The 14,147-nt window shown below is 68.4% G+C and carries 15 protein-coding genes; 5 read left to right on the plus strand and 10 right to left on the minus strand.

Annotated features, from left to right (window positions below; all coding sequences use genetic code 11):
* Positions 1-84: 84 nt before the first annotated feature.
* Entirely contained in the window at positions 85-531 is a 447-nt protein-coding gene (locus N6C22_RS05960; protein ID WP_261650123.1) for a pyridoxamine 5'-phosphate oxidase family protein, read from the minus strand.
* A 75-nt stretch (positions 532-606) separates the two neighbouring features.
* Here N6C22_RS05960 and N6C22_RS05965 point away from each other — a divergent pair, with 75 nt between their 5' ends.
* Positions 607-1,194, plus strand: coding sequence for a molybdenum cofactor guanylyltransferase (locus N6C22_RS05965; RefSeq protein ID WP_261650125.1), 588 nt, complete (start codon positions 607-609; stop codon positions 1,192-1,194).
* On the opposite strand, the gene yqeC is transcribed toward N6C22_RS05965, so the two are convergent.
* Both yqeC and fdhF read right to left on the minus strand, forming a co-directional pair.
* Positions 1,191-1,922 (minus strand): selenium cofactor biosynthesis protein YqeC, encoded by a 732-nt coding sequence (yqeC, locus tag N6C22_RS05970; protein ID WP_261650127.1) that lies wholly within the window; start codon positions 1,920-1,922, stop codon positions 1,191-1,193. The two genes, N6C22_RS05965 and yqeC, sit on opposite strands and share 4 nt — an antisense overlap.
* Positions 1,913-3,967, minus strand: coding sequence for a formate dehydrogenase subunit alpha (fdhF, locus tag N6C22_RS05975; RefSeq protein ID WP_261650128.1), 2,055 nt, complete (start codon positions 3,965-3,967; stop codon positions 1,913-1,915). The genes yqeC and fdhF overlap by 10 nt, the downstream gene beginning before the upstream one ends.
* Positions 3,968-4,040: 73 nt before the next feature.
* On the opposite strand from fdhF, the gene N6C22_RS05980 reads away from it, so the two are divergent.
* Positions 4,041-4,448: a MoaD/ThiS family protein gene (locus N6C22_RS05980; protein WP_261650129.1), complete on the plus strand. Its 408-nt coding sequence runs from the start codon at positions 4,041-4,043 to the stop codon at positions 4,446-4,448.
* A gap of 17 nt (positions 4,449-4,465) precedes the next feature.
* Here N6C22_RS05980 and N6C22_RS05985 read toward each other — a convergent pair whose 3' ends face one another.
* The 6 genes from N6C22_RS05985 to N6C22_RS06010 form a co-directional block, all read right to left on the minus strand.
* Complete coding sequence (locus N6C22_RS05985; RefSeq protein ID WP_261650130.1) at positions 4,466-5,419, minus strand: ABC transporter permease; 954 nt, start codon at positions 5,417-5,419, stop codon at positions 4,466-4,468.
* Entirely contained in the window at positions 5,416-6,387 is a 972-nt protein-coding gene (locus N6C22_RS05990) for an ABC transporter ATP-binding protein (protein ID WP_261650132.1), read from the minus strand. The genes N6C22_RS05985 and N6C22_RS05990 overlap by 4 nt, the downstream gene beginning before the upstream one ends.
* Positions 6,371-7,795 (minus strand): nitrous oxide reductase family maturation protein NosD, encoded by a 1,425-nt coding sequence (gene nosD, locus N6C22_RS05995; RefSeq protein WP_261650136.1) that lies wholly within the window; start codon positions 7,793-7,795, stop codon positions 6,371-6,373. Before nosD ends, N6C22_RS05990 begins: the two co-directional genes overlap by 17 nt.
* A 2-nt stretch (positions 7,796-7,797) precedes the next feature.
* Complete coding sequence (locus N6C22_RS06000; protein ID WP_261650138.1) at positions 7,798-8,598, minus strand: hypothetical protein; 801 nt, start codon at positions 8,596-8,598, stop codon at positions 7,798-7,800.
* A 63-nt stretch (positions 8,599-8,661) separates the two neighbouring features.
* Positions 8,662-10,656 (minus strand): TAT-dependent nitrous-oxide reductase, encoded by a 1,995-nt coding sequence (gene nosZ / locus N6C22_RS06005; protein WP_261650139.1) that lies wholly within the window; start codon positions 10,654-10,656, stop codon positions 8,662-8,664.
* 26 nt (positions 10,657-10,682) lie between these two features.
* Positions 10,683-11,180, minus strand: coding sequence for a plastocyanin/azurin family copper-binding protein (locus N6C22_RS06010; protein ID WP_261650141.1), 498 nt, complete (start codon positions 11,178-11,180; stop codon positions 10,683-10,685).
* Between the two features lie 162 nt (positions 11,181-11,342).
* Here N6C22_RS06010 and N6C22_RS06015 point away from each other — a divergent pair, with 162 nt between their 5' ends.
* From N6C22_RS06015 to psmB, 3 genes are all read left to right on the plus strand, one after another.
* On the plus strand, positions 11,343-11,663 hold the full coding sequence (locus tag N6C22_RS06015) for a hypothetical protein (protein WP_261650143.1): 321 nt from the start codon (positions 11,343-11,345) through the stop codon (positions 11,661-11,663).
* 198 nt (positions 11,664-11,861) lie between these two features.
* Positions 11,862-12,611, plus strand: a complete 750-nt coding sequence (gene psmA, locus N6C22_RS06020; protein ID WP_261650145.1) for an archaeal proteasome endopeptidase complex subunit alpha — start codon at positions 11,862-11,864, stop codon at positions 12,609-12,611.
* Positions 12,608-13,297 carry an archaeal proteasome endopeptidase complex subunit beta gene (gene psmB / locus N6C22_RS06025; RefSeq protein WP_261650147.1) on the plus strand — a complete coding sequence of 230 codons (690 nt, stop codon included), beginning with the start codon at positions 12,608-12,610 and terminating at the stop codon, positions 13,295-13,297. The genes psmA and psmB overlap by 4 nt, the downstream gene beginning before the upstream one ends.
* Before the next feature lie 11 nt (positions 13,298-13,308).
* On the opposite strand, the gene N6C22_RS06030 is transcribed toward psmB, so the two are convergent.
* Positions 13,309-14,121, minus strand: coding sequence for a carbon-nitrogen hydrolase family protein (locus tag N6C22_RS06030; protein ID WP_261650148.1), 813 nt, complete (start codon positions 14,119-14,121; stop codon positions 13,309-13,311).
* Positions 14,122-14,147 lie beyond the last annotated feature (26 nt).

Raw genomic sequence — 14,147 nt, forward strand, 5'->3', positions numbered from 1 at the left:
TGAACGCTTTCTCAATCGTTCGGATAACTGTTCTGGTCGGTCTGCGAGCCCTGTGAGGGACGTTCACGTACTGAGGTCTACTGGTCACTCCTCACCGACGTCGCCGGTCCGACGGCCCGTTATCTCGTCGGGGTGCAGCGCCCAGAAGGTCGGTTCGAGTTCGGCGACGTCCTCGCCGAAGACGCGAATCGGCTGGTACAGTTCGTTGATCTCGGCATCGGTCAGGTCGTCTGCCGGCGTCAGGCCCCCTCTGACGACGATGCTCCAGGACTCGTCGCTCTCGGGCGAGCCGTAGAGCACCAGCGTCGCGGTGGTGGTCGTCTCGGCGTAGTGCATCTTGTCGCTGCCCTCGTGCTCGGCGAGCCGGACGAGGATGCGCTCGTCCTCGGCGTCGTAGTGATAGGAGATGGGAATCGCGTAGGCGTCGCCCTCGTCGGCAAGGGCGAGGGTCCCGTGGCCCTGCTCGGTGAGGCGGCGCTCGACCTCGTCGGGCTCCATGCCGAACGTGTAGACGTACTCGACGTGTTCCATAGGTGACTCTACGCCGGGAGGGGGCAAGTCGGTTCCCCCGGCGGCTATTTGGGGCTGGCTCTCGCAGTCGGGGGCATGACCGGGACACGGGCCGGCCTCGTCCTCGCCGGCGGCTTCTCGACGCGCTTCGGCGAGGGTGACAAGGCCGTCGCCGACTACGACGGGGAGCCGATGGTCCGCCGGGTGGTTCGTCGGGTGGGCGAGGTGACCGACGGGGTGGTCGTGAACTGCCGGGCCGAACAGGTGCCGGCGCTCCGGGCCGCACTCTCGGGCTACCCGCGGGTCGCGCTCGCGGTCGACCCGGTGCCGGACCGGGGGCCGATGGCTGGTATCTGGGCGGGCCTGCGAGCGATTCGCGCGCCCTACACCGCGGTCGTCGCCTGCGACATGCCACTGGTCGATTCTGGATTTCTCGACCTGCTGTTCGAGCGGGCAGCCGGAGCTGATGGCGCGCTGGTCCGGACCGACGACGGCTGGTTCCAGACGACGCAGGCGGTGTACCGCACCGATGCGATGCAGGCCGCCTGCGAGCGGGTTCTCGGTGGGGACGACGCACGGATTCTCGCGGCGCTCGACGGGCTGGACATCGAAGAGATAGCGGAGGACGCGGTGCCCGACATGGCCACCTTCACCGACGTGAACGAAGCGTCCGAACTTCGCTAGATGACGTCGATGACAGGGTTGTCCTCGTCCGCGAGACACGTCAGGACCACGCGGTCGATTCGGTCGCTCCGGTCGTGGATCTCCGCGGCGATCTGCCGGGCGGTCGCTTCGAGGTCGTCGTCGTCGACCATGTTCAACACGGGAACCACGGTGGCGTCCTCGGGCACGTTCTTCAGGCCGCCCTCGGGGTCTGTCAGCACCTCTGCGACGTGCCGGGTCTTGATGACGCCCCCGATACGCATGTTGGTGATGTCGACGACGGACTCGGGCCGGTGGACGACGAGGTCCGAGAGCGCCTGCCCGACGATCTGGACGCTCACGACGGGGCAGACCGCGTCCGCGTTCTCGGGAATGGCCGGCTCCAGGTCACCGGGTGCCTTGAACAACTTCCCGCGAGCACCGTCGGCCTTCACGAGGACCGGCACGTCGGCCGCCTCGGAGAGTTCGGCGACCGTCGCCGTGTCGTAGCCGCGGTAGCGGTCCTCGCGTTCCTGTTCGAGGACGAGACCGAGCGGCCAGTCCTCGTCGCCGGCGTCGGCGAGCGCGGCCACCGGGTCCTCGGTCGCCACGACGCGGCCGACGTGCCCGTCGAAGATGGGGATTCGGACCGTGGCGGTGACGACCGCCTCGTGCAGGTCGCGTGCGAGGGTGTAGAGGAGCGACTTCTTCCCGCCCGCGCCGACCACGCAGACCGTGCCCTCGCTCGGGACCGCCTCCGTCAGTTGCACGGTTCGACCTCCACGCGGACCGCGCTGTGCTTGTATTCGGGAATCTTCGCCTCGGGGTCCAGGGTGTCGCCGGTGAGCACGTTCACGAGTGGGTCATCGTCGTGGAACGTCATGAATACCGTCCCACGGCGGATGGCCGGCGTCACCTCGGCGGCCACGGTGAGCGAGCCCCGGTCGTTCTCGACGTGGACGGGTTCGCCGTCCTCGATACCCCTCGATTCGGCGTCCTCGGGGTGTATCTGGAGCGTGCCGGCGGCCCGGAGGCGCGTGAGGGTGTCGGACCGGCGGGTGACCGCGCCGCTGTTGAAGTGTTCGATGACGCGGCCCGTGGTGAGCACGAGGTCGTCCTCCGTGACGGGGTCCGCCGGGGCGACGTGTTCGACCACCCGGAAGTCGGCGGTTCTGGACCCGTTCTCGAACCGGTCGACGTGGAGCACGTCGGTCCCAGCATCCGCGCCTGCGGGGAACGGCCAGCGCAGGCTCCCGTCGCCGATGTCGTCGTACCGCATCCCGCCGTAGATTGGTGCGACGCGGGTGAGTTCCGTGAAGACCTGCGCTGGACTGTCGTACTCGAAGGGGTCGTCGGTGAGCCTGCGGCCGAGCTCCTGGATGATGGCGAGGTCGGTGCGGGCCTCGCCGGGCGTGGTCGTGTTCGGGCGCATCCGCATGACCTGCCGGTCGGTGTTCGTGACGGTTCCGTCCTTCTCGGCCCACGAACTCCCGGGGAGGACCACGTCGGCGAACTCGGTCGTCTCGCTCGGGAAGATGTCGTGGACGACGAGGAAGCACTCTTGGAGCTTCTCGCGGACGCGAGCCTGGTTCGGTTCTGTCACGGCTGGATTCTCCCCGAAGACGTAGCAGGCGTGGACCGACTCGCCCATCTCGTGGGTCGCCTCGACCTCGGTCAGTCCGGGTGCCGCTGGAATCGCAGCCGGTTCGACACCCCACTCCTCCGCGATGGCGGCGCGGGCGTCGGCGTCGGTGACGGGGCGATAGCCGGGCAGGACCGACGGGAGCGCACCCACGTCACCCGCGCCCTGCACGTTGTTCTGACCCCGGAGCGGGTTCACGCCGGCCCCTCGCTTACCGACGTTCCCGGTCAGGAGCGCGAGGTTGAGCAGGGCGTGGACGTTGGCGGTCCCGCAGTGGTGCTGGCTCATCCCCATCCCGGTGAAGATGGCGGCCGCGTCGGCCTCGCCGTAGGCCCGCGCCGCAGTTCTGAGGTCCTCGGGGTCGACGCCTGCCTGTTCGGCCGCCGAATCCACGTCGACCTCGGCGAGGAACTGTTTGAGCGGGCCGAACTCGGTGGTCCGCTCGGTGACGAAGGCGGCGTCGACCAGCCCCTCCTCGACGATGACGGCAGCCATCGCGTTCAGCAGCGGGATGTCGTACCCCGGTTTCACCGGCAGGTGGTGCTCGGCGGCCTGCGTGGTCTCGGTCGCCCGCGGGTCGACGTGTATCATCGTCGTGCCCTGCTTGATGGCTGGCAGGAGGTACGACCGGAAGATGACCGGGTGGTTCACCGCCGGGTTCGCGCCCACGACGAGGAAGCAATCTGCTTCCATGAGATCGTCCAGGGTGTTCGTCATCGCGCCCGCGCCGAAGCGCGAACTCATCGCGGCGACCGTCGAGGAGTGACAGAGCCGGGCGCAGTTGTCGACGTTGTTGGTACCGAACACCCGGGCGACCTTCTGGAGCAGGTAGTTCTCCTCGTTCGTGCAGTTCGAGGAGGCGATGAAGTAGCACGAATCTGGTCCGTGCTGGTCGCGGGCCTCGGTGAACTCCCGCTCGATACGGTCGAACGCCTCGTCCCAGCTCGCCGGGTGGAGGTTGCTGTCGTCCCCGCGAATGAGGGGTTCCGTCAGGCGCTCGTCGCTCGTGACCGCGTCGTAGGCGGCGACCCCCTTCGGACACACCTCGCCCTTCCGGTTGACCGGGCCGCGCCAGCCGGTCGCCTTCCCCGAGGCGGGGGCGTACTCGATGCCGCAGCCGACCCCGCAGAACGGACAGATGCTGTGGGCGGGCTCGTGGGTACGGTCGTCCATACAACTATGTGACACGCTGCAGGCGTAAATGTTCGCGACAGTCCTTATCTGCCTGCTCGCGCTACTCTCTGGTATGGTCTCGACTGGTCATCGCCTGGAGGAATCGGCACCGAGCACCGCGACCACGACGGTCGACGTGAAGTGCACCGGCCACGTCCGCGAGGCCGTCGGCCAGCCCCGCATGGAGTACACCTTCGAGGGCGACACGCTCCGCGAGTTCCTCGACGCGTTCCTGGCCGAGTACGACGTGGCCGACCTGCTCATCGCAGAGAGCGAGACGGAGTCGACCCACCGGGGCTGGGTCCCCCGCGCCGAGGACCTCCCCGGAACCTGGCGGAAGAACCCGGAAGGCGAGCAGAGCCGGCGCTACGCAAGAATCTGTGTGAACGGCCGGTTCAACGAGCACCTCGACGGGCTCGATACGGAACTAGAAGTAGGCGACCGGGTTGCGCTGATGTACCCGTTCATCTACTGCTGCTGAGAAATCGTTATTCCTTATTACCTCCGCCCGTAGACCCGCTCCGCGGCTTTCACCGAACCGGCCAGCGGCAGCACGATCCACGCCAGCAGCCCGAGCGCGGCCAGTGCCGGCGAGAGCGACGAACTCGCCAGTGCGGCCCCGACGCCGCCCCCGGTCGTCTGGACGCCCGAGAGGACGAGCACCCGGAAGCAGTCCGCCGGGTTCGCCAGCACGAGTGCGGTGACGACCAGCTCGGGCGGGTCCGCGAACACGACCGCCGAGAGCGCGAGCAAGTCGTGCGCGAAGACGAACCAGACCCACGCCAGCAGGACGCCGCCCAGCGCATGGGTCTTCTCGCGGGCCAGCGTCGAGACCAGCACCGCGATGGCCAGGAACGCGAGCCCCGCACCGACCGCCGCGAGCAGGAACCTCGCGTAGGGGCCGGTTCCAGAGACGCCGACGAACCGGAACAGTAGCGCGCCGCCGAAGCCGAACCCGACGGCGAGCGCGGCGACCAACCCGAGCGCCCGTCCGAGGTACGTCCCGAGCAGCACCCGCGACCGGCGGACCGGGAGCGCGAACAGCATGTCGAGCGTGCCGCGCTCGGCCAGCCCGACGACCGCGGCGTAGCCGAACGCCAGCGCCGCGAGCGGGACGAGGTACACCGAGAACTCGGCCAGCGAGACGACGACCGCACTGGCTCTCCCGGTCCCCGCACCGGAGCCGCTGGCGGCCGCGACCGCGAGGGAGACCACCGCGAACAGGGCTGCGAGCCCGACCGGCCAGCGCGACCGAGACAGGGTGCGATACTCGCGGTCGGCCAGCGTCAGGACGTGGCCGAGGCCATCGAGCGCGGGGAGCGACGGGGAGCGCCCGCCGAGTTTCGCCGCGGTCGAGGCGGCCGTCGTCGTGCCGCCATCGGGGCGGGGGTCGCTTTCGTCGTCGGGGCGATGGTCGCCCTCGTCGTCCAGATGCTCGCGGTCCGCCGTCATGCCGCCTCACCCCCGTTCTCCGCGAAGACCTCGTTCGCGGGCCGGTCGTCCGCGACGTGCTGGCGGAAGACGTCGGCGAACGCGGGACCGCTGACCTCGAACGCGGCCACGTCGACCGCGTCGCGGATGGCGTCGAGGACTGCACCCTCGTCGCCCCGCGGGCAGGTGACGACCAGTCGGTCGGTGGCGTTCTCGAGGGTCGGCTCGACGCCGTCGAGATTCGTGACAGCCTCGACCGCCGGCGCGGGGTCGGCGTCGGACGCGAGCCGGCAGGTCACGGTCGTCTTGGCTGCGACCGCGTTGCGAAGCTCCGCGACGGGCCCGGTGGCGACCTCGTGGCCGTCGCGGAGGATGGTCGCGCGGTCGCACAGTGCCTCGACCTCGCGCAGGTCGTGACTCGTCAGGACGACGGTCATGTCCGTCTCGGCGATGGACCGGACCACGTCGTGGAAGTCCGCGACGCCCTCGGGGTCGAGGCCGGCGGTCGGCTCGTCCAGCAGGAGCACGTCGGGCCGGGTGAGCAGGGTCGTCCCGAGGCCGAGGCGGCGGGTCATCCCGTTGGAGTACCCCGCCACCTCGCGGTCGGCGGCGTCGGCCAGCCCGACCGTCGCGAGCACCCGCTGGACCTGGTGGTCGCGCTCGTCGGCCGGCACGTCCCGGAGGCGGGCGTAGTAGGTCAGCACCTCGCGCCCGGTCAGGCGCGGCTCGAAGCCGGCGTCCTCGGGCAGGAACCCGACGTGCCGGCGGCGCTCGACGCCCGCGTCGGCCCCGTAACCGGCGACCTGTACCTCGCCGTCGTCGGGCGTCTCGTGCCCGACCAGCAGGCGGAACAGGGTGGTCTTGCCGGCCCCGTTGGTGCCGACGAGCCCGAACGTCTCGCCGCGGTCGACCGACAGCGAGACGCCGTCGAGTGCGGTCACCGAACCGTACGTCTGCCGGACGTTGGTCACGTCAATCATCGTCGTCATAGTATCGCCTCCAGTTGTCGTGGGGTGGCCGGACGAGCGGGTGCTGGTCCACGACGCCCGGGGCCTCGATGACGGGCACCGAGCGCTCGGCCGTGCGGACCACCGCGAACGCGGGCGAGTCGGTGAAGACTGCGGCTTCGGGGTGCTGTGCGACGAGGTGTTCGACCAGCCCGGCCGGCTGGTAGCGCGTCTCGCTCACCCCGTCCTGGTCGGTGTCGGCGGTGGTCGCGGCCGACCAGTAGTTGCCCTCGCGCGAGCTGTTCCAGGCGACCTGCTCGCCGACGACCGCCTTCACCGGCCGGTCGTTCTCGACGAAGCTGTTGTGGTGGACGCGCTCGCGGACGCTTCCAGCCGAGAGGTGGACGCCGACCCGGTTCTCCATCACCAGGTTGTGCGTGATGGTGTTGTTCAGCGAGTTGTACACGAACAGGCCCTGCCCGTTCCCGACCACCTCGTTCCCCCGGAGCACGCTGTGGTCGATGGACTTGACCATGATGCCGTGGCCGCTCTGGCCGGTGTTGTTCACCGCGGTGTTGTTCTCGATTCGCAGGTACTCCGAGATCATCAGCGCGTAGCCAGCGTCGTTGTCGAACGCGGTGTTGTTCCGCAGCACGCAGTGGTCGGAGTACATGTAGTGGACCCCGTACCGGAGGTCCCACATGGTGTTCCCGGTGGCGACGACCGCCGACGCCCACGAGTAGTAGACGCCGTCACGGACGTCGGTGATTCGGTTGTCCTTGACGACCGCACCGGTCGCGCGCCAGAGCTGGATGCCGTTCCCCCGGTCGGTGAGCGACTCGATGGATTCGCGCCCGACGATGGTGTTGTCGAGGACCCGCACGTCTTCGGTTCCGTTGACCCAGACGCCGAAGGTCGTGTTCGTCACCCGGCTGTCCCGGACGGTGACGCTCCGGCCGTCGACCCAGATGGCCGCGTCGTTCTCGCTGGTCTTCCAGCCCGAGTTGCGGACCCAGACGCCCGACACCGTGACGTTCGGCGCGTCGATGGTGAGCACGTCGCCCTCGCCGTCACCGTGGAGCAGGGCGCGGTCCGGTCCGGCCCCGCGGATGGTGACGTTCGGCGTCGTGACCGTGACGGTCTCGTCGAACCGGCCCTCGACGCGGACCACGTCGCCAGGGTCGGCCGCATCGAGTGCCGCCCGGAGCGTGTCAAACTCCTGGCCGCCGACGCGAGCGACGCCGTCCTCGGTGGGTGCCTCGAACGAGAGTTCGCGCGGGACTGCCGGGTCGAAGGCGACCTGTCGGCCGTCGTCGCTACTCGCGCTTCCAGCGCTGGTGTCGACAGTGCTCGCGGCGCTGGCTGCCGGCCCGGCGACCGCGATGCCGGCGGCCGCCAGCACGACCACGAGCGCGACCGCGACGATACCGTACTCCCGGACCTCGCGCATGGTCAGTCACCTCCGACGTGGCCGGGTGGCTGGTTCCGGTCGTCGCGGTCGGCTGGCTCGTCCCGGTCCTCCGACTCCAGCAGCTCGTCCTCGTCGCTGCTGCCGGAGAGTCGCTCCCGGATGGCACCGGGCAGGTTCCGGAGTCGGCCCGGCAGGTCGCCGAACGTCACCGGCGTGTCGCGGTAGTAGAACGCCACGACCAGCAGGCCGACCGAGCACGTCGCCAGGTAGGCACCGAGGCCGAGCCGGGAGTAGCTCGTGATGTTCGCGACCTCGTACTTCCCCCACAGCGGCGGGGTGAACCCGGAGACGCCCATGACGGGCGCGTCCGGGTCGAGGCTGTGCCCGGTCTGGTAGAGCCGGTACTTGATGTCGGCGAGCATCACGCCGAACACCGCGACGGTGCCGACGAGCTGCCAGCGCAGGCCGCGGCGCAAGCGCTCCTCGTCGGGGGCGAGTGCGACGAACGCGCCGGCCGCCGCGACGCCGACGAACGCCAGCGGCCCGAGCGACCACTCGGGGACGTTCACCGCGTCCGGCTTCGGCTGGTAGTTCGGGCTCCAGTACACCGGGTCCGGGTAGTAGAACCCGATGTACTTGTTGAGCCGGGCCATCTCGACGTAGTCGCCGCTGATGTGGGGGTACGCGTACAGCTGCAGGTGCAACACGGTGTCGGGGTACTGCACGGCCTGGACGCTGATGGTCCACATCGGGAACGCCAGCGCGGCGACCAGGAGCACCGCGGCTATCGCCGGCAGCGTGCGCCTGAGTTCACGAAAATCGTCGGGCGTGGGCAGTTGCATGGTCTCTCACTTCCGGGTTGGCGTCTGGAAACGGGGGATAGTGTGCTGCTCGTCCGTGTGTGGTCAGTCGCGCGGTTCGACGATCATCCGCGAGCGCATCTCCAGGTGGAGCGCGCTGCAGAAGTACGTACAGTAGACCCAGTAGACGCCGGGCTCGTCGGCGGTGAAGGTGACCTCGCGGGTGTCCTGGGGCGCGATGGCGAGGTTCACGTCGTGCTCGGGGATGGCGACCCCGTGGATGACGTCCCGGACGTCCTCGATGTTGGTGAGGGTGAGCCGGACCTCGTCGCCCTCCTTCACGGTGAACTCCTGCAGGCCGTACTCGGAGCGCTTCACCGAGGACTTCACGTGGACGCGCTGCTCGCCGGTGCGCTCGACGCCGGACTGCTTCTCGCTGATGTACGGTTTCTCGCCGGCGTAGTCCTCCCTGTCCCAGGTGGTCGCGGGGTCGAGCTTGTCCCGGTGTGCGAACACGCAGTCGTGCGGTTCGGGGTAGGCCGGGTGGTCAGCGACCAGTTCCATCTCCTTCTCACCCTGGCCGATGTGGATGAGCTGGTCGTTGTCGGGGTGGATGGGCCCGACCGGGAGGAACCGGTCCTTCGAGAGCTTGTTCAGGCTGACGAGCCACTCGCCGTCCGGGTCGGTCGTCATCGCCTCCAGCGCCTGGATGTGCCCGGGGTTGTAGTGGACGTCTATCTTCTCGAGGACGGGGTCTTCCGAGCCCTTCTCGGCCTCGATGGCTTTCTGGATGTCCCACTTCGCGACCTGCGAGTCGATGAACAGGCTGGTGTAGGCGTGGCCGTTGCCGTCGAAGGTGGTGTGCAGCGGTCCGAGGCCGACCTTCGGCCGGCCGACGACGGCCTTCGCCGGGTCCGAGACCTCGCCGAGTTTCTGGAGGTCGAGGATGGTGACCGTCGGCGAGAGCTTGCCGGCGATCATCGCGTACTTGCCGTTCGGCTCGACCTCGACGCAGTGCGGGCTCTTCGGCGTCGGGATGTACTTCACGATGGGGCGGTCGCCCGAGTTCAGCGAGCTGCTCTTCGTCCCGTCCACGACGGGGACGCCGTTGACCTCCTCGTACGTGCCCTGTTCGACCGCTTTCTCGATGGCCGGGATGTCGAACGCCTTCACGAAGTCGCGGTCGTCGTGGGTCATGCCCTTGATACCGACCGCCTCCTCGGAGTTGTACGCCGAGGAGATGACCCAGCGGCCCTCCTTGCCGGAGTCACAGATGTCGAGGTTGCCGTCGACTTTGACCTGCCACTTCGTCTCCATCGAGTCGGGGTCGACGGCGCTGAACAGGCTGGTGTACTTCTCCGGGTTGTGGACGTCCCGGCCGTCGTTGGGCAACGGAGTCCGGAACTCGCCGTTCCCGAAGACGTACTTCGTGTCCGGGCTGAGGACGGTCGTCCCGTGGACGGACTGGACGTTCGGTACGTCCGTGATGGCGTCCGTCTCGAAGTACTTCAGGTTCACTCGCGCGATGCGGCCGTTCGCCTTGTCGTTGACGAACAGGTACTCGCCGTCGTAGTCGCCGCCGGTCTCCGAGAGGTTCGGGTGGTGGTTGTCACCCCAGGTGTAGTCGCCGGCCTCCTCCAGCATCTCGCTCGTCTGGTCGTCGTAGCCGTAGCCCCGGGCACCTTCCGTGTTGAACACGGGGATACGCGTCAGCTCCCGCATCGACGGGATACCCAGGACGCGGATCTCGCCGGAGTGACCGCCGGACCAGAACCCGTAGTACTCGTCGTGTTCGCCCGGGGGCACGAGGTGGTCCGGCTTGGAGCTTGCCGCCTTCGGGCTGCTGGTCCCTGACCCGCCGTTGTCGAGGATGCCACCCGCACAGCCGGCCGTCGCGGACATCGCCCCGGCGACCGCTCCCGCCTTGATGAAGTCCCGGCGGTCGAGTTCGAGGCCGGCGAGTTCGACGGCGAGGCCGTCCTCGTCGTCGCGTGGCGTCTCCGTCTCGACCTCCGCGAGCACGTCCTCGAGTTGCTGTTCGTACTGTTCGACCACGCTTTCTGGGTCGCTACTGTCGGCACTGGGGGTATGCTCTGACATGGTTGTGTCCCTCGATTACGACCGCGTTATTCGACCGTCACCTTCGCTTCCATCCCGACGCTCTTGTGCGGCGAGCAGTAGTACTCGTAGGTCCCTGCCGTCTCGAACGTGTGGGTGTACCGGTAGCCTTCGTCGAAGAGCTTCGACTCGCCGCCCTCCGTGCCCTCCCAGCCGGCACCGTCGGGCTGGCTGGAGACGACGATGTTGTGCTGGTTCGACTTCCAGACCCACTCGACCGTCTCGCCCTTCTTCACCGTCGGGTTCTCCGGCTTGTACTTGAACTGGCCGCCGGGGCCGACCTCGATGGTGACGTCGGCGTCCGAACTCCCACTGCTCCCGCCGGACTCCTTCGAGTCGTCGCCAGCGGTCGTGTCCGCGCCACCGCCGCCTGCGCCACCCGAGTCGTCGTCGGCCGCCGTCTTCGTCCCCGAACTGTTGCCACCCAGGCAGCCTGCCAGGGCGAGGCCGATTCCGCCGACTGCAGCCGTCCGCAGCACGTGTCGTCTGGTGTGGTCGTCGGTCATTGGTCCTCTCCTCATTCGGTCGTTGTGGGTGGACCCATATCAACCGAAAAGCCGGTTCTCGGCCGCTGCAAGCCCAGTGAACATGTTCGCCATCGTCGGCCACCACGAGAAACTGGCTCCGCCAGTTTTCGAGAACTGGGAACCCCGGCCGTGTTTTACCCCGTGGGAGGGCGTACCATCCGGATGGGGATTCGGATGACCCCACTCGATACAGCACTCGTGGCCGCGCAAGCGACCACGATACTCGTCGGTACGTATCTCACCACCCTCGCCCGGCGCGCGGGACGGCGGACCGGGGCGAGCAGTCTCCGGTCGCTGGCCGTCGGCTTCGCCTGCATCACGCTCGGGGCCGCCATCGCCGGTGTGGTCCTGGGCCTCGCACCGACCGCGGCGGCACTCGGATTCAGTGCCCAGGCGGCCGCGACCGCGGCTGGCCTCGTCGTCATCGCGGTCGCGTTGCGAAAGACCGCCGACCCGGCCTGAGCGAGGGGTCCTATCCTGTCTGAATCCGCACGCCGATAGCTCGCTGTGCCCCCCGTCGGCTTGCCGAGTGCGGAGTCGTTATGGGTCTGGGAGTACTTGGTGCGAGTACGCAGTGCAGTCCCTCGGTTTTGTCGGAAAACGGAGGGGCATACAAAAGGTACTTAAAAAGCGGATACTTACCTCAGGTAAGGGCTCACTATGCAAGGTCAAAGTCAGCAGCAGGCGTACGACCGGGGTATCACCATCTTCTCCCCGGACGGTCGTCTGTACCAAGTCGAGTACGCCCGCGAAGCGGTAAAACGCGGGAGTGCAAGTGTCGGCGTCCGAACACCGGACGGTGTCGTCCTGGCAGCCGAGCGTCGCAGCCGCTCGCCCCTCATGGAGCGCGACTCCGTCGAGAAGCTCCACAAGGTCGACGACCACATCGGCCTCGCGTCGGCCGGCCACGTCGCCGACGCTCGCCAGCTCATCGACGTCGCACGCCGTGAAGCACAGGTCAACCAGCTCCGGTACAACGAGAGCATCGGTGTCGAGACGCTCACCAAGGCGGTCACCGACCACATCCAGCAGTACACCCAGACCGGTGGCGCACGCCCGTTCGGCGTCGCGCTGCTCGTCGGCGGTGTCGAGAACGGCACGCCGCGCCTGTTCGAGACCGACCCCTCGGGGACCCCCTACGAGTGGAAGGCCATCGCCATCGGTGGCAACCGCGAAGAGATCCAGAGCCACCTCGAGGACAACTACTCCGAGGAACTCGGCCTGGAGGGTGGCATCGACCTCGCCATCGAGGCGCTCGCCACCCCCGGCGACGAGGAGGGCTTCCCGCCGGAAGGGCTCGCCATCTCGACCATCGACGCCGAGACCGGCACCTACCGGACCCTGGAGACGGACGAGATCGCCGACCGACTGACCGAACTCGACCTCCTCGCGGAGGGTGAGGACGAATGAAACTCGAGAACACCAACCCCTACGAACCCGAACTCGGCAACGCTGAGTGGAAAGACGAGAAGCGAGACGAGGACACTGTCAACAAGACCGGAACGACCACCGTCGGCATCGCGACCGACGATGGCGTCCTCATCGCGACCGACCGCCGTGCCAGCCTCGGCGGCCGCTTCGTCTCGAACAAGAACGTCGTGAAGGTCGAGCAGATCCACCCGACGGCCGCGATGACGCTGGTCGGCAGCGTCGGTGGGGCCCAGTCGTTCATCCGCTCGCTCCGCGCGGAGGTCAACCTCTACGAGACCCGTCGCGGCGAGGACATCAGCATCCCCGCCCTCGCGACGCTCGCCGGGAACTTCGCCCGCGGCGGCCCGTTCTTCGCCATCAACCCCATCATCGGTGGGGTCGACGAAGAGGGCAGCCACGTCTACTCCATCGACCCGGCCGGCGGCGTCATGGAGGACGACTACACCGTCACCGGCTCCGGTATGATGGTCGCCTACGGCCTGCTCGAAGGCGAGTGGCACGAGGACATCACCATGCCCGAGGCCAAGCGCGCCGCCGCGCGTGCGGTCCGCTCCGCCGCCGAGCGTGACACCGGCTCCGGTAACGGGCTCGTCCTCTGTGAGGTCACCGCCGACGGCGTCGACATCACGGAGTACGACGGCTTCCCGGACGAAGACGAACTGTAACCCGGGTTTCGTTACTCCCAGCCCCGGCTCGCCCGGACGGGATTGCGGTCCCGTCCCGTTTCTAACCGCCCTTTCTCGACGGTCGCTACCGCGTGCCCAGCGCCGGCTGTCGTCTCCGACAGGACCGTCCCCGTCGGGTCCGCGATCAGGCTCCCGCCGGCGTGGTCGCGGCCGCGCTGGTCGCCGACGTGGTTCGAGCCGACGGCGTAGTATGGTCCATCGAGCGCACGCGCACGCAAGAGCAATCGCCAGTCCGCCCGGTAGCTCGTGCGCCACGCGGCCGAGACGGCGAGTACGTCACAGCCCTCGCGGGCGTAGTCGAGCCCCAACTCGGGGAAGTTGAGGTCGTAACACAGCGCGAGGCCGAGGGTCCCGACCCGCGTCTCGACCGTGGTCGGGCCGTCGCCGGTCGCGAACACGTCGGCTTCGTCGCCCCAGGGGCGTTGCTTCCGGTAGGTTCCCTGAACACCGTCCCCGTCGACCACGACGAGGCTATTGTAGAGCGCGTCGCCATCACGCTCGGGGACGCCCGCGACGAGCGTCACGTCGTGCTCGCTCGCGATGGGGACGAGCCGGTCGGTCAGCGGCCCTGGCACGGGCGCGCCCAGTTCCTCGGCCACGTCGAGCGCGTAGCCGGTCACGCAGAGCTCGGGGAGGACGGCGACCGCGACAGACTCGGGGAGTGATTCGACGGCGCGCTCGATGGCCGCGACGTTGGCGTCCACGTCGCCGACGGTCGGTTCGAACTGACAGGCCGCGACGGAGGGTGAACCGCGCATGGCTAGCACACCGCGGGCGATGCCCTTGAGCGTGGCTGAGAACATGTCCCGCTTTTACGTTCAAAAAGCCA

Source organism: Haloarchaeobius sp. HME9146 (genome assembly GCF_025399835.1).
In the GTDB taxonomy this organism is placed as follows: domain Archaea; phylum Halobacteriota; class Halobacteria; order Halobacteriales; family Natrialbaceae; genus Haloarchaeobius.